Here is a 16915-nt window from a genome sequence, read left to right as displayed (position 1 = left end):
ACCTGGCCTTGGGTTCAGTGTATCCCTTTGTTCATGGAGGCGATCGGCTGGGTTGACGCGGACACATTCTACTGCAACGCCGAGCGCGTGCGGTTCCCGAGCCTGCGCGGCCGCCCGCTGGGCGTCCTCGGCAACAATGGGGCCTGCGTGATCGCCCGCAGCTCGGAGATGAAGCGGGCGGGCATCACCGTCGGCGACCCGATCTGGGAGGCCAAGGTCCGGTGCCCGAACGGGGTGTTCCTCAAGCGCGACTTCGATTGGCTGGGCGACGTCTCCGGCCGGATGCTGGAGGAGCTCCGTACGCTGTCCCCGCTGGCGGAATACTTCTCGATCGATGAGATGGGCTTCGAGGCGCTGCCCATCGGCGGATCCTATCAAGGGACGGCCGAGGCGGTCCGAGGCCAGATCCGCGAGCGGGTCGGCGTGCCGACGACGACGGGGATCGCGCGGACCCGCACGCTGGCCAAGCTGCTCTGCGACGTCGCCAAGCCGTTCGGCGCCGCCGCCGTGCTCACGCCGGCCGAGGAGGAGTCGCTGCTCGTCACCCTACCCGTCACGGAGCTGTGCGGGATCGGCAAGCGGCGGGCCGCCGTCCTGGCCGGGGTCGGCATCGGCACCTGCCTGGAGTTCGCCAGGGCGGATCGGCGATTGATCCGTCGTCTCCTCACCGTCGTGGGCGAGGCGATCTGGTACGAGGTCAATGGCGAGGCGGTGCTGCCGCTCAAGGAGGAGCGGCCGAGGCACAAGATGATCAGCCGGGGTGGCAGCCTCGGGCGGGAGACCGCCGACCCCTACATGATCCACGGCTGGATGGTCCGGAACCTGGAGCGACTGATCGAGGAGTTCCGCTTCCACCGGCTCAAGGCCGGGCGGATCAGCCTGCTGCTCTGCTATCGCAAGGGGAAGGACCGCCACGGCATCACGCGGGGCGGGCGGTCGTCGGTCGTGCCGCCCTCGGATCGCTTCGACTCCCTCTATGCAGTAGTTTCCCCGAAAACCTGCACTCCTACCGGCCTCCTGTTGCATCTTGAGCGGGGCATCTCCCGATCGGACCTTGATGGGTTGATCACCACCTCATCCGGTCCCGCACCAGGAGATGCCCCGATGACCGACGCTACGCTGCTCTGGTCGATCTGGCAAGCACTGCTCGCCCGCTTCGCCTGGGCCTTCAACCGGCCCGGACACCGCCGCTTCGTCGAGTGGGTCACCGGCCTGGCCCTCAACGTCGAGGAGCATACCGTCACGCAGTCGGTCCTGGCCCTCGACCGGCCGGCCGACTGGCGGGCGATGGAACGCTTCGCCGAGTACGGGGCCTGGGATGCCGGGGCCGTCACCCGCAGCCTGACCCGGCTCGTCGAGCAGGCCCCCGGCCGCACCTGGCACGGCTATCACGCCCCGGCGGTCGATGACACCAAGGTCCACCGCTCGGGCAAGCACGTCTGGGGAACCTGCACGTTCCACGAGTACACCGCCCGCTGCCCCAACCGGGCCGCCACCGTCCGGGCCCATAACTGGGTCGTGCTCGGGGCCTTGCTCGATGAGCCCGGTCGGCCCGCCTGGTTCCTGCCGGTCTCGGGACGGCTCTACTTCCGCAAGTCGCAACTGCCGGCCCGGTCGGGGTTCGTCGGGCCGAAGGTGGGCTTCCGCACGAAGTGCGAACTGGCCGTGGAACTGATCCGGGAGCAGGCCCGGATCACCGGCGGGCGGCACCTGGCCGTCTTCGACGGCGGCTACGCCCTGAAGAGCGTGATCCGGCCGCTGGTCACGCCCGAGGGCGACTCGCCCCGCATCGAGTTCCTGACCCGGCTGCGGCACGACGCCCGGCTGCACGCCCCGCCGCCGACCGGACGCCGCGAGGGGCAGCGGGGGCCGATGCCGAAGTGGGGCAAGAAGCTGGAGCCGCCCCGCCGGGGCGGCCGGTGGTCCGGGCCGTGGCACGAGGGGCACGCCCTGGTCTACGGCCGGCGGCGGCGGGTCCGCTGGAAGGAGGTCGTCGGCCGGTGGCGGGTGGCCGGCCATGGGGTGCCCATCAAGGCGGTCGTCGCCTGCGTCGAGGGGTACAAGAAGCGGTTCGCCCTGGTCACCTCGGCCGTGGAGTTGACCGGGCTTCAGATGGTCGAGTTGTTCGCCGCCCGCTTCCGGCAGGAGGACGGATTTCGAGACCTAAAGCAGCGGTTGGGATGGGAGCAGTGCCGGGCCTGGACGAGGAAGCCGATCGAGCGGACGAGCCAGGCCCAGTGGGTGACGATGAGCCTGCTGCGGCTGGCCCAGTTCCGGCTGGAGGCGGCCGGCGAGGTGGGCTGGTGGTTCCGGCCGCCGTGGAACCGCAAGAAGGACCGGCCGAGCGTGCTCGATGTCGAACGACTGCTGCGACGGCACGGCCCGGAAATCCGGCGGCTCCTGTCGGAATGGCTGGGAGAAGGGCGGGAGGACGGTTCGAGGCGGTCGTGCGGCGGGGTCGGCGGGGTCGGCGGGGTCGGCGGGTAGCGATCCGACGCCGACGGGCGTTCGAGGCGGGAAATCCGGGGCCGACCGAGCCACCTCACGGTGCGGGTAGCGGGGAGACGCTACGCACCGCCGGAGATGGGGTGGAGTGATTCGGGGAAACTACTGTCTATGACGGCTACTCCGCCTGCCTGCGGGCGGCCTATATCCCGGGCGCGTCCGCCACGCGGATGCACCTTTTCGCCGAGCAGCTCGCGCCGGAAGGGCAGGAGCAGCTTGCGCTGTTCGACGAGCCGGCGGCGGCCTGTGACGTGGTCGACGCGCTCAAGGAGTCCGTGAACGCGCGGCATGGGCGTTTCGCCCTGCGCAGCGCGGCGACCCTGGCCCTGCCCGAGATCTACAGCGACCCGGCGACCTATCGCGAGGTGTGCGACATCCGGGGGAAGCACGTCTTCTGAGCAATGCGGCCGGTCGTCATCCTGGCAGGGAGCGAGGTGCCCACGGAGCTGGTCGGGCGGCCGGAGTTGAGGCGGCGGGCCTTCGGGGGCGAGTCGCCGCCCGAGTATCGCTTCGCTCTGGCCGACCCCCGGCCTCGCATCCCGATCCGACGCGACGGGACGATCCAGTTCGCCCGCTGGGGCAACTTCGACGGGCGGAGCCGGCGGCTGCCGCGCACCGCCCTGGCTCGCCTCTCCGGCGTGCAGGCGGGGGAGTGGGCGCGGTTCGGGGCCGTCCCGGTCGAGATTGCCGCCAGCTTCTGGGCCCACAACGGGGCCTGGGTCTTCGTCCGGGAGGGGATTCGGGGGGTCCTGGCCCCGGACGAGCAGGGCTGGGCCGTCTGCTTCGTCGTGTGCGAGCCGTCGACGAATTACTACAAGAACATGACCGGCGGTGCCTGGATGCCGGTGCTCATCGACCAGCGCTATTGAGCGAGGCCCCCGGTCAGGTGGCCGCCCGCTCGATGCACTCCGGCCGGTCGTTCTTCGGGCTGCCGATGAGCTTGCCGACCGGATACGGATCCATCCACCCGGCCGTAAGCGGTGCCAGGAGCGAGAGCAGGTCCGCTTCCTGCTCCTGAGGGTCGAGCCACTGACCGAATTCCTCGGGCCGGAGGATCACCGGCATCCGGTCGTGAACCGGGGCGACCAGTTCATTCGGCTCGGTCGTGATGATGGCGACGCTGTCGATCGGCTCTGGGCCCTTCGACCAGCATTCCCACAGGCCAGCGAAGGCAAAGGGCGGGTCGTCGCGGAGGTGGAAGTAGTATGGCGTCCTGCCCTTCCCCGCGGCCTTCCACAGAGTTATGTGGACATTCACGGCGAACGGCGGTACACCGAGAGAGGAAGCCGGCATGAGGGTCTCAAAACAACGACGGGACGGCGAGCTCCATGTCGAGTTGCTCGACGACGACGGAACGGTGATCCCCGCCGTCGCCGCGTTCCTGCGCCACCTGCGCGCTCGCGGCTGCTCGCCCAATACCCTCCTGGCCTATGCGCATGACCTCAAGCGTCTCTTCCGGTTCTTGCGCTCCGCACAACTCCGGATCGAGGACTTCACGCCCGCCCGCGCCCTGGACCTACTCGCCTTCTTGCGCGAGGTTCCCGGCCGGGGGCCGAAGGGATTGGCCCGGCCCCTCGCCCCCACGACCATCAACCGGAACCTCGCCGCCGTCTCGACCTTCTACGACTACCTGATTGGCACCGAAGCCGTCACCGCCCAGGACAATCCCATCCAGAAGGTCTCCGACGAAGCCGCTGCACGCGTCTCGGCCCGATACACCCCCTTCCTGCGGTGTGCGCCCCCCTTCTACGGCCCGCGTGGAGGCCGAGTCGAGGGCGCATCGCTCGAGGTCCAGGAGCCCCCGCTCGCCGAGCGCGGCGAGCAAGTGGGCATGGGCCCTGTCCCAGACCCCCGCGGCGGTCCACTCGGCGAACCGTCGCCCGCGGGTGCTGCCCGAGCCGCAGCCCGACTCGGCCGGCGGCGACCGCCAACGCAGGCCCTCGCGCAGCACGAAGAGGATGCCGGCCAGGGCCTGCCGGTCCTCGACCCGGGGACGGCCCCCCTTGGGGGACGGCGGAGGGGGCGGCAGGTGCGGGGCGATCGCCCGCCAGAGCTCGTCGGTCACCAGGGCAGCCATGATCGGGTTCCTCCGGGTGGAACCCGTGAACCACCCCGGGCGTCCGGGGTTTTGAAACCACTTCTTAGCCGTAGGCTCCGACGCTGTAGTGGTCCCCGTGCCGTCGCTTCGGGCTGGCCTTCCGCCTGGCCCGCTGGGACGGCTGCACCTTGCTCTTCCTCGCCGCCCGCTTGCGGGAACGGAACTCGGCGTCCGCCTCGGCCGGGCTGAACAGGGGCGCCTCCAGCTCCGTGCGGACCCAGGGCCCGAGGAGTCCCTGCGCCTTCGGCCCGAGGTAGATGACCCGCTGCCGTCCGTGGTGCTCGGTCTTGTGGCGAGCAGGTCGGTAGACCCAGAGGCGGCCGGACGTGTCGAGGTCGGCCGTCCTCATCGAGACCACCTCGCCCGGCCTCATGCCCGTAAGCCGTTGGATCTCGATCATCGCCCGGACCTGGCGGGAGACGTGGGGCAGGACGGCCTCGACGTACGCCTCGGGGACGGGCCCGACGGGCTTCGTCTCCCTGGCCTCGGTCCTCCCGCGCCGGAGCCCCGGGACGGCCACGATAGCCTGGTAGACGGCCGGGGGGACCAGCTCCTCGGCCACCCCCCACTTGAACACCTGGACGACCTTCCCGACGTGGAAGTTGATCGTCGAGCGGCTCAGGCCCCGACGGAGCAGCTCCGCCCGGACGGAATTGAGCGCCTTCGGCCCGAAGTCGGCGACCGCCGTCCGCGCGTACAGGCTGCGGAGCAGCCGGAGGGCCACCTTGAACTTCTCCGTGGTCCCGGTGGGCGTCCCGTCCGCGTGCCGGTAGTGCACCTCGGCGTGGCGGAGGAACCGGACCAGCAGCTCGGCGACGGTGGGGCCGCCGGGCGGCCTCCCCCCTGCTCCGCCCGGGGCGACGCCCCGGGACGGCTCGGGGGCGGTCCCGGTCGAGAGCCACTCGGCGACGACGCGCCGGTATCGCTCGCGGCTCTCGTCGCTGTCGAACCTGCCGAGGTAGACATCCCGGCCGTCGATGCGGACGCGGGTCTGGCCCGTGGGCTTGTGGAGCCCGTAGGACGGGATGCGGGGTGATCGGGAGGGCATGGACGCGACTCGCCGAGGGGCCTCGGTGGTAGTGTTACCACCGTCGGACTGCCTTCGGGCCGCGCCGCCGACCACCGGGGGGTACACGCAAGACGTGTTCGGCTATGGACTTGGGCGAATGGGCGCACCAGGATTCGAACCTGGGACCTCACCCTTATCAGGGGTGCGCTCTGACCAACTGAGCTATGCGCCCGCATGGTGCGGGTTGTGATGGGACGATTCTAACCGGGCCTCGCCGGGAGTCAACCATCCAGCGTCCCCGAGTTCCTCCCGGGATCGCCCCTCTCCTAGGGTCTGTCTCACGAAGCGAGGAGGCGCTGGCAGCGGCGGATCATGGCCGGCTTGACCATCCCCATGAAGCTCACCGCCGGCTTCTCGTGACGGGTCCCGATCCGCCGGCTCTCCTTGAGCCAGTCGATGCACCGCTCCACCACGTTGCGTCGGCGATCGCTCGCCTCGTCGAAGCGCGGGCTCCGTCGCTGGTCCTTGCGGGTCGGGATCACCGCCTTGGTCCGGCGGCGTCGCAGGTGGCGGCGGGCTCGGGGGGAGCTGTGGCCCCTGCCCCCGGCCGGGGCCTTGGGGCGGCTCCTCGGCCGGCCCCGTCCGGCTCGGGGGATCCGCACGGCCTGGAGCACCGGCTCCCGGCGCTTCGACTCGGGGGCCTGCCCCGGCGAGATCGACGCGGCGCGGGGCGGGCCATCGCCATCGACGATCAGGTGGGGCTTGGTGCCGAAGCCGCCGCGGGACCGGCCCAGGGCATGGTCGCCCGGCTCCCCATCGACGCGCCGCCGGGCCCCGGCCGCCGAGCGGCTGGCCCGGATGCCGCTGCCGTCGACGCACCGCAGGTCGAAGTCCAGCCGCCGGAGCCGGTCCGGCCGGGCGTGGAGCCGGCGACGGACGCGGCCGAGTGGCCCGTCCTCGCTCCGGCGATTGAAGCGGCCGTAGGCCGACTTGCACTTGCCGTCGCGGCCGGGCGGCTCGCGTCGCCGGGCCCCGGTGCGGAGGATCCGACCGATGCCATCGAGGGTGGTGCGGTGGTCATCCCACTGGCCGCCGCGACGGCCGTTGGTCGGTAGCAGGTCCTCGATCCGGGCGTACTGCCCGTCGGTCAACTCGTAGGGGCGTCGGATCCGCACGGCGTCCTCCGCGAAAAGACCACCATGATGACACCTTGTGATTCGTCAGACGGACCCTAGGAGTCAGATCTCGACGGCCCTCCCCTGCCGCGGACCTGCCAGGACGGTACCGAAGTCGACGACGTCGAGTCCGGGGTGAGCCGGACGGCGAGGCGGATTTCCCTGATCGGGCGTCGACCTACCCTCGCATCGACCCGGCGGACCGGGCGACTCCGGTCGCCCGCAAGGCCTTCATCGCCGCGACCTTCCGCGTCACGAACCCGACCGCCGGCCCCCCGTCGGCAGATCAGGCCGAGGGAGGTCGGTGCCGGCAAGCCGGGGAGTGGTGGAGGATGCCGGGGCACTCGGGCGTCGAATCGCGGCCCGGTGCGGTTTGGGGGGCGGGTGTGGGCAACGGGGGGGCCGCATCCGGCCGGGGGAGGCGGGGGAGGCAAGCCCCGACCCGTCAAGAAATGAGTCGCCGTGCCCGTCGTTGCAATCGCCCTGACGAACAAGCCTCGACCATTGACACCGCCCCGGCGACCCGATACGATCGTTCATCCCGACTGCATTTCAAGGGCAGATAGCTCAGCTGGTAGAGCACAGGACTGAAAATCCTGGTGTCGGCGGTTCGATCCCGCCTCTGCCCACTAAGGACTTACGTCGATCGCCGGACCCGGATTGGTACAGAATAGGGTACAAAATCCACGGGCGAGGACGGTCCCCCCATCGGCCTGACCGTCCGCCCTACCAGCCCGGGCCTCCGCCGAAGACGCGGGTGGTGCCGGCCAGGGGTAGGCCGGTGATCATCGAGGCCTCCAGGGTCTGGGCGCGGAGATCCTCGGGTTCGAGGTGGTGGACGTCGCTCTTGCCGCAGGCGCGGGCGAGGATCTGGATCTCCGACGCCAAAGCGTGGAAGAAGTTGGCGACGCGGTCCGAGGCCGCCTCGACCTCCAGGCGGGCCATCAGGTCGGGGTCCTGGGTGGTGATGCCGACGGGGCAGCGGCCGGTGTGGCAGTGGTGGCACGCATACGGGGCGGCGCCGATGGCCTCGTAGTCGTCCACGTGGATCGGCTTGTTGCAGTTCAGGGCGATCAGCAGCGCCGTGCCGAGGTAGCAGGCGTCGGCCCCCAGGGCCAGGGCCTTGGCGCAGTCGGCGCCGTGGCGGAGGCCTCCGGCGACGACGAGCTGGACCTCGCCGAAGAGGCCGATGTCCTCCAGGGCGGCGCGGGCCTCGCATACGGCGGCCAGGGTCGGGATGCCGGTGTGCTCCTGGAGCAGCTCGGGGGAGGCCGCGGTGCCGCCCTCCATGCCGTCGACCACGACGACGTCGGCCCCGGCCTTCGCGGCCAGGCGGACGTCGTCGAAGACGCGGGAGGCCCCCATCTTGACGAAGATCGGCACCCGCCAGTCCGTCGCCTCGCGCAGTTCCTCGATCTTGATGACCATGTCATCGGGGCCGAGGAAGTCCGGGTGTCGGCAGGGGGAGCGCTGGTCGACCCCAGGGGGGAGGTCCCGGATCGCGGCGATCTCGTCGGAGACCTTGGATCCGAGCAGCAGGCCGCCGGTCCCGGGCTTGGCCCCCTGGCCGATCGTCAGCTCGATGGCGTCGGCCTGGCGGAGGTGTCGGATGTCGATCCCGTATCGGCTGGGCAGGACCTCGTAGACGAGGGCCCGGGACTCGGATCGCTCGACATCGAGCATGCCGCCGTCCCCGGTGGTGGTCGAGGTGCCGGCCTTGCGGGCGCCCCGGGCGAGGGCCGCCTTGGCGTTGCGGGAGAGGTCGCCGAAGCTCATCCCGGTGACCATCAGCGGGATGTCCAGCTCCAGCGGCCGGGACGCGAACCGGGTGCCCAGCACCGTTTTCGTGCTGCACTTCTCCCGGTAGCCTTCCAGCGGGATGCGCGTGAGGGTGCCGGGGATGAAGGTCAGGTCGTCGAAGGTGGCCCAGGTCCTCGGCCGGAGGATGCCGAAGCCGCGGATCCGGTATCGGGCCAGCTAGGCCTTGATCTGGATGTCCTCGATCACCCCCGGGTCGAAGGTGCCCGATCGCTGCGCCGGCGACCGGTCGGCCCCGGCGGAGCCGGCCGGGAGGGCTGAATGGCCGTCGGCGGGGTTCGGCTCGCGAGGCGATTCCATGGTCGGGGGTCTCGCAGGGTGCGGGCGATGAGGACGGGGCACATCCGGCTCAGAGCGCGTCTTTCCAGAATTCCAGGTCGGCCCGCTGGAAGTTCCAGAGCCTTCGGCCCGAGACGAGCTTGCGGAAGCCGGCCGGGGCGGGCACGGCCCAGCGATCGAGCCGCTCCCGGAGCATCGCCTCCTCGTCCGGGGCGATCTCCCCCTCCACCACGTCGGACCCCGGGGCGCCCACGACGCCGCCGACGTAGACGGTGCCGGCGTACATGCTGTCGGCGGCGTCGCCGCAGATGACGAGGATCCCCTTCTGCATCATGAAGCCGGCCATCGGCCCGGCGTCGCCGCCGATGATCAGCAGCCCGCCCTTCATGGCGATCCCGGCCCGGGTGGAGGGATCCCCCCGCACGACGACCGTCCCGGCCCGGATCGAGGCGGCCACCGCGTTGCCGGCGTCGCCGTCGATGACGACCGTGCCGTCCCTCATGCTCTCGGCCGCTCCCCAGCCGACGCCGCCGGCGACCTCGACCGTCGCGCCGTCGTTCAGGCCGGCCGCGTAGTAGCCCGCCGGCCCGTCGACCCGGAGGTGGACCCCCTCGGGCAGGGCGACGCCCAGGTTGTGCCTCGCGGCGGGGTTGAGCAGCCGCAATCGGGACTGCCCGCCGGCGATCGCCGAGCGGATGGCGCGGTTGATCTCCCGGACCGGGCGGCCGGCGCAATCGATCGTCAGCGATTCGTGACCGGCGATGCTCACGGCGCGTTCCCTCGGCGGCGGGCGGGGTCCGGGGTCAGGCCGGGATGGCGACGGGCAGGGGGTAGAAGGTCGCCCGGCCCGGGGGCGCCTCGACCGCGCGGAAGTCTCCGGGAAGGGCGCGACGGAGGGCGACCTCCTCGGTGGCGACCGCGACGAACTCCTCGGCCTCGGCCACCATCAGGGGCTTGAAGCCGAAGCGGTCGCGCACCACGCCCAGCCCCTCGGGAGAGGCGACGAGATAGCTGTAGGCGCCGTCCAGGTCCTCGAGCGAGTCGGCCATCGCCTCCGGCAGCGACCGGCCCTGCTCCAGGCGGTCTCGGAGGTAGACGCCGATCACCTCGGAGTCGTTGTTGGTGTAGAAGGTCGTCCCGAGCCGCTCGAAGCGGCGGCGGAGCCGGTGATAATTGGTGACGTGGCCGTTATGGGCCGTGGCGAGGTCGGGGACGCCGTGGGCCCAGAACGGCTGGGAGTGGCTCAGGTCGATCCTGCTCTCGGTCGACATCCGGGTATGGCCGATCGCCAGGGGGCCCCGCCAATCCGCCGGCCCGTAGGTCGCGCCGAGGCCGGCCGGCGAGCCGACCTGCTTGACCAGGTCGAGCGCCGAGCCCAGGCAGAGCACCTCCGGCCCTCCCCTCCGGCCGCCCAGCGCCCGCTCGACCTGCTCGGCGGTCACGCCGGGGGCGGCCCGGATGCAGGCGACGACGGTCTCGCCGTCGAGCCGGATCCGGCCGACCTCCCCGAGCCCGTCGAGGGCCTGGGCGACCGACCCGGCATCGACGCCGGAGATCCGGACGGTCCAGCCGGCCGGCCCCTCGGCGTCCCCTCGGAGGACGGCCAGGCCGGCGCTGTCGGGCCCCCGGCAGCCGAGGGCGTCGAGCATCGCCATCGTCACGAGGCCCGACGGGCAGTCGGCCCGGCCCAGCTTGTCCATGAAGCCGATGACCCCGCACATGCCCGGTCCTCGTGCCGATCCGGCGAGAACGCTCGCGGTCGGGACAAGTATAGTGACCGCGAGCCCGCTGTCGCCATCATGATCGGGTCGCCTCCGGTCGCCCTCTCCCCGCCGTCCTCGGAGGCCGTCGGCCGCGCCGGCCTCGCTCGACCCTGGGGAGATCCGATGAACACAACCGACCCTCGGCTGGCCGCGCTCCGGGATCGGCTGGACGCCGACCGAATCGACTACCTCCTGGTCCAGTTCGTGGACCTCCACGGCGCGGCCAAGGTGAAGCTCGTGCCGGCGTCGGGCCTGGTGCCCGCGTTCGAGTCGGGCGCCGGGTTCGCGGGCGGTGCGATCTGGGGCATGGGGCAGGGGCCGCATTCGCACGACCTGATGGCCCGGATCGACCTCGACAGCTACACCCCGCTGCCCTACGAGCCGGGCGTCGCCCGATTCGCCGCGGAGCTGTTCGTCGACGGCGAGCCCCACCCCTATTGCCCTCGCGTGAACCTCCGGCGGGTCCTGGACCGCGCCCGGGGCCTCGGCTTCTCCTTCAACGTCGGCATGGAGCCGGAGTTCTTCCTCGTCACCCGAGACGCCGACGGCTCGATCTCCGGCTGGGACCCGGATCGCGTCGACGACCTCCAAAAGCCCTGCTACGACTACAACGGGTTGTCCGGCGCCCTCGGCTTCCTCCGGGCCATGAACGACACGCTGCAGGCACTGGGATGGGGGGTCTACCAGTCCGACCACGAGGACGCCAACTCGCAGTTCGAGATCAACTTCCGGTACGCCGACGCCCTGGTCACGGCGGACCGCCTGACCTTCTTCCGGATGATGGCCGGCCAGGTCGCCCGGCGGTTCGACGCCGTCGCGACCTTCATGCCCAAGCCGTTCCCCGATCGCACCGGCTCGGGGGCCCACGTCCACTTCCACCTGGCCGACGCCGAGAGCGGGGCGAACCTCTTCGTCGACGAGGACGACCGCCGGGGCCTCGGCATCTCGGCCCTCGGCTACCACTTCCTGGGGGGCGTCCTGCGGCACGCGCCTGCGCTGTGCGCCGTCGCGTCGCCGACGGTCAATTGCTACAAGCGCCTGCAGGGGGGGGCCGCGACGCTCGGGTCCCGGTCGGGCTACACCTGGACCCCGGCCTTCGTCTCCTACGGCGACAACAACCGGACTCAGATGATCCGGACGCCCGAGCCGGGCCACTTCGAGGACCGGACCGTCTCGGCGTCGTGCAACCCCTACCTCGCGCTGGCCGCCTACCTCTCGGCGGGCCTCGACGGGGTCGCCAACGCGATCGACCCCGGCGAGCCGAATCGGGGCAACCTCTACGAGGCCGGCCCGGAGGAGATGGCAGCGCGAGGGATCGCCCGCCTGCCGCAGTCGCTCGACGAGGCGCTGGATGCGTTCGAGGCCGACCCGGTCGTCCGGGAGGCATTGGGCCCGATCGCCGACGAGTTCCTCCGACTGAAGCGGGACGAGTGGCGGGACTATCACGCCCAGGTCGATCGCTGGGAGATCCGGCGCTACCTGACGGCCCTCTGAGGGCGAGCGCGTCGGAGTCTTCGGGAGTCGCACAGGTGCTCGGATCCTCATGTCGGGCCCCCCTCCGCCCGGGCGCCCGATCCCGGATGTCTCGCCCATAGACCATCGCCACGCCCGCAACGTCATCCTCGGCGCCGGCGCCATGGGCGCCGCTGCGGCCTACCACCTCGCCCGCCGGGGAGAGCCCGTGCTGCTGGTCGAGCAGTTTGAGGCGGGGCACGACCGGGGCAGCTCTCACGGCGCCGCCCGGATCATCCGCCATTCCTACGCGGACGTGCTCTACTCCCGGCTGATGCCCGAGGCGTTCGCCGCCTGGAGGCGGCTCGAAGCCGAGGCGGGCGAGTTGCTCTATGTGAAGATCGGCGGCCTGAGCCTCTGCCCGCCGGGGGTCGACTACGTCGCCCGGGTCGCCTCGAGCCTGGAGGAGGTCGGGGTACCCCACCGCCGCCTCCGCGGCGCGGAGGTGCGCCGGGCCTACCCGTCGTTCGCCGTCCCGGACGAGTTCGACGCGGTCTTCGAGCCCGACGCCGGCCTGATCTCCGCATCGAGGGCGATCGCCGCCCAGATCGAGCTGGCCCGACGCCTCGGCGCCGGGACGACCGAGGTGCTGGAGCGGTGCCCGATCCGCCGGATCGACCTCGACGGCGAGCGGCCGGCCCTCCTGGCCGACCGCCTCCGCATCACCGCCGACCGGCTGATCGTGGCGGCCGGCCCCTGGGCGGGCCGCCTCCTGCCCGGGCTGGCCGACCGGCTCCGGCCGACCCGCCAGCAGGTCCTCTACCTGGGGCCGGACCCGATCGGGCCGTTCGCGATCGGCCGGCTGCCCGCCTTCATCTGCAAGGGAGCGTCGCCGTCCGAGGCGTTCTACGGGATGCCGGACTTCCTGGGCACCGGCGTCAAGGTCGCCCGCCACTCGGGGCCGGACTGCGACCCCGACGCCGTCGACCGCGCCGTCGACGCCTCCTATGTCGACCTCGTCCGCGACTTCCTGCGGGGCGTCCTCCCGTCATTGGCCGATGCCCCGCTCCTGCGGTCCGAGGTCTGCCTCTACACCGAGGCCCCCGACGCCCACTTCCTCCTCGGCCCGCTCCCCGGCCGTCCCGGGGTGATCGTCGCCAGCCCGTGCAGCGGCCACGGATTCAAGTTCTCGTGCCTGATCGGCCGCATCCTGGCCGACCTCGCGCTCGACGACATCCCCGGGATCGACATCGACCTCTGGCGGCCGGGGGGCCACCGGGGCGACGCGATCGGCCCGACCGGCGGCCACGATCGTTGAGGCGACCTCGCCCCGCGTCGGGCCGCCCGTCGGGGCGGCGATCCGCCGTGATCGCCGACAAATCGGGCCACGAGCGCCCGAATTGTCGCTCCAAGATCACCGAGGACATCCGCATGTCCTCCGCGTCGTCCCGGATGCCTCCCCCCGCCTCGACGAGGCCCGAGGGGGTTCGCCTCGACGCGGGGCCGCCGGCATCCGTCGGAATAATCGGCCGGACCATGCGGTCACCCGTTGCGTCGGATTGGGGCCGCGATAAGGTGAAGATGCGGTGTGGTTGGCCGCCAAATCGACCATGCGGCCGAGGTGTCGGTGAGAGGACGGTCGGCGGAGCCCCGGGTGTCTCGGGCCGGCCCCCGTCCGTAGAGAGGCGTCGATTCCATCCCCGCTCCCTCGGGAGGGCTCCCATGCGTCTCCGTGGTGATCGTCCCGGCTTCACGCTGATCGAGCTGCTGGTGGTCATCGCCATCATCGGCGTGCTCATCGCCCTGCTCCTCCCCGCGGTCCAATCGGCCCGAGAGGCGGCGCGTCGCGCCCAGTGCACCAATAACCTCAAGCAGATCGCCCTGGCCTGCCACAACTACCACGACGCGGTCGGGGCCTTCCCGCCCGGCGGGATCAGCGACCCGGGCTGGAACGGGACCTGGTGGAACTGGCTGTCGTTCATCCTGCCGGGGATGGAGATGAACCCGGTCTACAACTCGATCAACTTCTCCCTGCCGAACATCAATCAGCTCAACGCCAATGCACTCCAGGATCCCCAGGTGACCGCCTACCGGACCGTCGTGCGCTCGTACCTCTGCCCCTCCGACGACGTGGGCGAAGGCCTGGTCGAGAACCTGTCCTGGCTGACCGCGGGGAGCAATTGGAGCCTGCTGGGGACGCCGTACACCGGCGCCGCAACCTGCTACGTCGGGAACTGGGGGGACCAGAAGACCGGCAACCTGACCTTCGACCTCTTCTCGGGGGAGAGCCCACCCGGCACCGGCCCGAACTGGGGCTGCAACGGCCGTCTCCGGGGGATCTTCGGCGACTGCAGCGACGGCAAGTCCATCAAGATCTCCGACGTCCGGGACGGCACGAGCAATACCCTGCTCGCCGGAGAGTGCTCGCCAAACATGAACGGCGCGCTGCTCTGGTCCAACGGCAATGCGACGATGGCCTCGACCGTCGTGCCCATCAACTGGAGGACCGAGCTGAAGGACGGGATGGTCGACCCGACCGACGGCACAACCTGCGACCTCGGCCAGCTGAACAACTTCACCGGCGCCCAGCACTGCTGGCGGAACCAGACCGTGGTCTACGCCTTCAAGAGCTACCACCCCGGCGGCGCGAACTTCGCCTTCTGCGACGGCTCGGTCCGGTTCCTTAAGCAGATGATCAGCTCTCGCGTCTACAACGCGCTGGGCTCCAAGGCCGGCGGTGAGGTCGTCTCGGCCGACCAGTTCTGATCCCATCGCCCCGAGGCCGGGCGGCAACGCCCCGCCCCGACCAGGATACGGCACCCGATGAACCGAACACGCCGAACTGGCCGCCCGACCGCGGTGGCGGCCCTGCTCCTGCTGCTGCCGGCCTGCTCCCCGGGCAATGGCCTGACCATGGGACGTGTCCGCGGGACGGTGACCTTCAAGGGCGAGCCGATCACCAACGGCACGGTCTTCTTCATGCCCGACGAGGCGCAGGGGACCGTCGGCCCGCCCGCCGTCGGGGCCATCACGGCCGACGGCTCGTTCGTCATGTCGACCGAGTCGGCCGGCGACGGCGCCATCGTCGGCCATCACCTCGTCGGCCTCGCCGGCCTGGAGGAGGAGCCGATCTCCGACCGGCCGGCGCCCAAGCCGCAGGACGACCCCGCCGGCTTCATGAGGGCCAAGGCCGGCGCCGCGGCCCAGGCGAGCCGGTCGTCGGGCCCTGCGGCGGAGACCTTCACCGACAAGGGCGGCAAGACGTACCGCTCGCTCATCCCGATGAAGTTGAGCAACCCGACCGAGTCCGGCCTCGCGGTCGAGGTGGAGCGGGGCTCGAACACCTTCAATTTCGTCATCGACGAGTCCGGCACGGTCCGCGTCAACCCCTGAGCCGAGGCATCCCCCGGGCATCGGGGGCGCACGGGCGTCGGGCGGCATCCCGGGCGGGCGGCAAGGGCCGGTGGGGCACCGACCTCGGTCCCGGCCCGGGACCGGCCCGGGGGCCGACGCGCCCGGGCATCCGAGCGTCGCCGAGTCTCGTGGGGAGGTCGAAGCGACCGGTCGATGGGGGCGTCCCATCGACCCCACGGCGGACCGGCTCGCCGCCCGGATGCGATGGCCCTCAACGGGTGGAGCCCTCCCGAGGTTTTCCCGACCGGGGCGGGAGGATCGTCAAGCCCCGGACGCCCAGGTCGATCCGGTAGAGGGCGCCCGGTTCCCCGCCGGTCACGAAGAGCTGGTCCATGTCCGGCCCGGCGAAGGCGACGTTGGAGGTCGTCAGGTTGCCGCCGGGATATCGGCGGATGACCTCGCCCGAGGGGCTGATGACCTGGACCTGCCCCATGCCGTAGTGGGCGACGTAGAGGTTGCCGAGGGTGTCGAGCGCCAGGCCGTCGGGCTGGTTGTCGGACTGGCCCGGCACCTTCTCGGGCAGCTCGACGAACACCCGGCCCTCGCCCAGCCTCCCGGGGCCGAGCACGGGGTAGGCCATGATCCGGTTGCGGAAGCTCTCGCCGACGAGCAGCTCATTGCCGTCGGGCCGCAGGACGATCCCGTTCGGGTAGCCGAGGCCGGTGGCGATGACCCGGGCCCGGCCGTCGGCATCCACGTAGTGGACCTTCCCCTCATAGTTGTTCGGGTCCCAGGCCCCCGGGTCGGTCAGGTAGAAGCCGCCGTTGGGCGGATCGAGGGTCAGGTCGTTGGGCGCCTCGAGGGGCTGGCCGTCCGACTCGCCGGCCGCGGTCCCGAGCTCCCGGCCCCCGGCGTCGAGTCGGAGCACGACGTGGCGGCCCGGGTCGCAGACGAGGTGCGTCCCGTCGGCGAGGATCTTGTGGCCGTTCGGCTCGCCCGTCTCGGCCCAGGTCGACACCTCGGAGCCGTCCGGGGTCGTCTTGGTGATGACCCGGCCGTGAGAGAAGTAGAGATTGCCCTCGTGGTCGACGACGACCCCCTCGGAATAGTCCCCCGTGCGGACGACCTCCACCGCTTCGACGGCGTCGGAGGGGGGGAGGTCGTCGGCCGGGGCCGAGACGGCGGCCAGGGCGAGGGCAGCGACAGCGAGCAGGGCGATCCGCATCGTCGGGATCCTCCGGAGAGAGGAGCGGGGGGCAATCGTCGGCAGCGACGAGCTTCGGGGGAGAGTCTATGCGTCGATCCGATCAATCGCCACGAAAAAGGGCGCAGGGCCCGGGGCGGCGAGGGACGACGGCCGAGACATCGGGCCGACGCCGAGGCGAGGCCACGCTTGAGGCGGCCGCCGGGCCCTCATACGATGGCCCGATCCCCGAGGCGATCGACCGTCGGGGCCCACCGA

The 16915-nt window shown here is 71.4% G+C and carries 14 protein-coding genes, 2 tRNA genes and 2 pseudogenes; 9 read left to right on the top strand and 9 right to left on the bottom strand.

Going from position 1 to position 16915, the window contains the following annotated elements; all coding sequences use genetic code 11:
* Positions 1 to 33: 33 nt before the first annotated feature.
* From ElP_RS12560 to ElP_RS12550, 3 genes are all read left to right on the top strand, one after another.
* A complete protein-coding gene (locus ElP_RS12560; protein WP_145269732.1) occupies positions 34 to 2487 on the top strand; it encodes an IS701 family transposase in 2454 nt (817 codons plus the stop codon).
* A 188-nt stretch (positions 2488 to 2675) separates the two neighbouring features.
* Positions 2676 to 2903: a hypothetical protein gene (locus tag ElP_RS12555; protein WP_145269730.1), complete on the top strand. Its 228-nt coding sequence runs from the start codon at positions 2676 to 2678 to the stop codon at positions 2901 to 2903.
* Positions 2904 to 2939: 36 nt separating this feature from the next.
* Positions 2940 to 3374, top strand: coding sequence for a hypothetical protein (locus ElP_RS12550; RefSeq protein WP_145269728.1), 435 nt, complete (start codon positions 2940 to 2942; stop codon positions 3372 to 3374).
* Between the two features lie 13 nt (positions 3375 to 3387).
* On the opposite strand, the gene ElP_RS12545 is transcribed toward ElP_RS12550, so the two are convergent.
* Positions 3388 to 3798: an SOS response-associated peptidase gene (locus ElP_RS12545; protein WP_145269726.1), complete on the bottom strand. Its 411-nt coding sequence runs from the start codon at positions 3796 to 3798 to the stop codon at positions 3388 to 3390.
* A gap of 64 nt (positions 3799 to 3862) precedes the next feature.
* On the opposite strand from ElP_RS12545, the pseudogene ElP_RS41175 reads away from it, so the two are divergent.
* Positions 3863 to 4081, top strand: a pseudogene (locus ElP_RS41175) (site-specific integrase); the annotation flags it as partial.
* On the opposite strand, the gene ElP_RS12535 reads toward ElP_RS41175, so the two are convergent.
* From ElP_RS12535 to ElP_RS12520, 4 genes are all read right to left on the bottom strand, one after another.
* The gene (locus tag ElP_RS12535) at positions 4022 to 4582 is read right to left on the bottom strand and encodes a transposase (protein ID WP_145269724.1); all 561 of its coding nucleotides are present in this window, start codon (positions 4580 to 4582) and stop codon (positions 4022 to 4024) included. The pseudogene ElP_RS41175 and the gene ElP_RS12535 sit on opposite strands and share 60 nt — an antisense overlap.
* Positions 4583 to 4646: 64 nt before the next feature.
* Entirely contained in the window at positions 4647 to 5651 is a 1005-nt protein-coding gene (locus ElP_RS12530) for a site-specific integrase (RefSeq protein ID WP_145269722.1), read from the bottom strand.
* A gap of 119 nt (positions 5652 to 5770) precedes the next feature.
* Positions 5771 to 5844: transfer RNA gene (locus ElP_RS12525), tRNA-Ile, on the bottom strand.
* Between the two features lie 106 nt (positions 5845 to 5950).
* The gene (locus ElP_RS12520; RefSeq protein WP_197446931.1) at positions 5951 to 6787 is read right to left on the bottom strand and encodes an IS5 family transposase; all 837 of its coding nucleotides are present in this window, start codon (positions 6785 to 6787) and stop codon (positions 5951 to 5953) included.
* A gap of 556 nt (positions 6788 to 7343) precedes the next feature.
* On the opposite strand from ElP_RS12520, the gene ElP_RS12515 reads away from it, so the two are divergent.
* A tRNA-Phe gene (locus ElP_RS12515) sits at positions 7344 to 7416 on the top strand.
* Between the two features lie 97 nt (positions 7417 to 7513).
* Here ElP_RS12515 and ElP_RS12510 read toward each other — a convergent pair.
* From ElP_RS12510 to ElP_RS12500, 3 genes and pseudogenes are all read right to left on the bottom strand, one after another.
* Positions 7514 to 8905: pseudogene (locus ElP_RS12510) on the bottom strand (FMN-binding glutamate synthase family protein).
* A 49-nt stretch (positions 8906 to 8954) separates the two neighbouring features.
* Positions 8955 to 9653: a GltB/FmdC/FwdC-like GXGXG domain-containing protein gene (locus tag ElP_RS12505; RefSeq protein ID WP_231749696.1), complete on the bottom strand. Its 699-nt coding sequence runs from the start codon at positions 9651 to 9653 to the stop codon at positions 8955 to 8957.
* Positions 9654 to 9687: 34 nt separating this feature from the next.
* Positions 9688 to 10605: a class II glutamine amidotransferase domain-containing protein gene (locus ElP_RS12500; protein WP_145269718.1), complete on the bottom strand. Its 918-nt coding sequence runs from the start codon at positions 10603 to 10605 to the stop codon at positions 9688 to 9690.
* Between the two features lie 165 nt (positions 10606 to 10770).
* On the opposite strand from ElP_RS12500, the gene glnT reads away from it, so the two are divergent.
* From glnT to ElP_RS12480, 4 genes are all read left to right on the top strand, one after another.
* Positions 10771 to 12141: a type III glutamate--ammonia ligase gene (glnT, locus tag ElP_RS12495; protein WP_145269716.1), complete on the top strand. Its 1371-nt coding sequence runs from the start codon at positions 10771 to 10773 to the stop codon at positions 12139 to 12141.
* 49 nt (positions 12142 to 12190) lie between these two features.
* Entirely contained in the window at positions 12191 to 13417 is a 1227-nt protein-coding gene (gene solA, locus ElP_RS12490) for an N-methyl-L-tryptophan oxidase (RefSeq protein ID WP_261344419.1), read from the top strand.
* Positions 13418 to 13821: 404 nt separating this feature from the next.
* Positions 13822 to 14865 carry a DUF1559 family PulG-like putative transporter gene (locus ElP_RS12485; RefSeq protein ID WP_145269714.1) on the top strand — a complete coding sequence of 348 codons (1044 nt, stop codon included), beginning with the start codon at positions 13822 to 13824 and terminating at the stop codon, positions 14863 to 14865.
* 57 nt (positions 14866 to 14922) lie between these two features.
* Positions 14923 to 15492, top strand: a complete 570-nt coding sequence (locus ElP_RS12480) for a hypothetical protein (RefSeq protein WP_145269712.1) — start codon at positions 14923 to 14925, stop codon at positions 15490 to 15492.
* A gap of 232 nt (positions 15493 to 15724) precedes the next feature.
* Here ElP_RS12480 and ElP_RS12475 read toward each other — a convergent pair whose 3' ends face one another.
* On the bottom strand, positions 15725 to 16678 hold the full coding sequence (locus ElP_RS12475) for an SMP-30/gluconolactonase/LRE family protein (protein WP_145269710.1): 954 nt from the start codon (positions 16676 to 16678) through the stop codon (positions 15725 to 15727).
* Positions 16679 to 16915 lie beyond the last annotated feature (237 nt).

Origin of the sequence: Tautonia plasticadhaerens (assembly GCF_007752535.1) — a bacterium.
In the GTDB taxonomy this organism is placed as follows: Bacteria; Planctomycetota; Planctomycetia; order Isosphaerales; family Isosphaeraceae; genus Tautonia; species Tautonia plasticadhaerens.
The sequence above is the reverse complement of the archived record's forward strand: the minus strand, read 5'-3'. Positions and strand labels throughout refer to the sequence as shown.

Excerpts from the sequence above, each read along its gene's own strand:
- ElP_RS12560 (WP_145269732.1), top strand. The coding sequence starts at position 34 with ATGGAGGCGATCGGCTGGGTTGACGCGGACACATTCTACTGCAACGCC.
- glnT (WP_145269716.1), top strand. The coding sequence starts at position 10,771 with ATGAACACAACCGACCCTCGGCTGGCCGCGCTCCGGGATCGGCTGGAC.
- ElP_RS12530 (WP_145269722.1), bottom strand. The coding sequence starts at position 5,651 with ATGCCCTCCCGATCACCCCGCATCCCGTCCTACGGGCTCCACAAGCCC.
- ElP_RS12485 (WP_145269714.1), top strand. The coding sequence starts at position 13,822 with ATGCGTCTCCGTGGTGATCGTCCCGGCTTCACGCTGATCGAGCTGCTG.
- ElP_RS12480 (WP_145269712.1), top strand. The coding sequence starts at position 14,923 with ATGAACCGAACACGCCGAACTGGCCGCCCGACCGCGGTGGCGGCCCTG.
- ElP_RS12545 (WP_145269726.1), bottom strand. The coding sequence starts at position 3,798 with ATGCCGGCTTCCTCTCTCGGTGTACCGCCGTTCGCCGTGAATGTCCAC.
- ElP_RS12500 (WP_145269718.1), bottom strand. The coding sequence starts at position 10,605 with ATGTGCGGGGTCATCGGCTTCATGGACAAGCTGGGCCGGGCCGACTGC.
- ElP_RS12475 (WP_145269710.1), bottom strand. The coding sequence starts at position 16,678 with ATGCGGATCGCCCTGCTCGCTGTCGCTGCCCTCGCCCTGGCCGCCGTC.
- ElP_RS12555 (WP_145269730.1), top strand. The coding sequence starts at position 2,676 with ATGCACCTTTTCGCCGAGCAGCTCGCGCCGGAAGGGCAGGAGCAGCTT.
- solA (WP_261344419.1), top strand. The coding sequence starts at position 12,191 with ATGTCGGGCCCCCCTCCGCCCGGGCGCCCGATCCCGGATGTCTCGCCC.
- ElP_RS12535 (WP_145269724.1), bottom strand. The coding sequence starts at position 4,582 with ATGGCTGCCCTGGTGACCGACGAGCTCTGGCGGGCGATCGCCCCGCAC.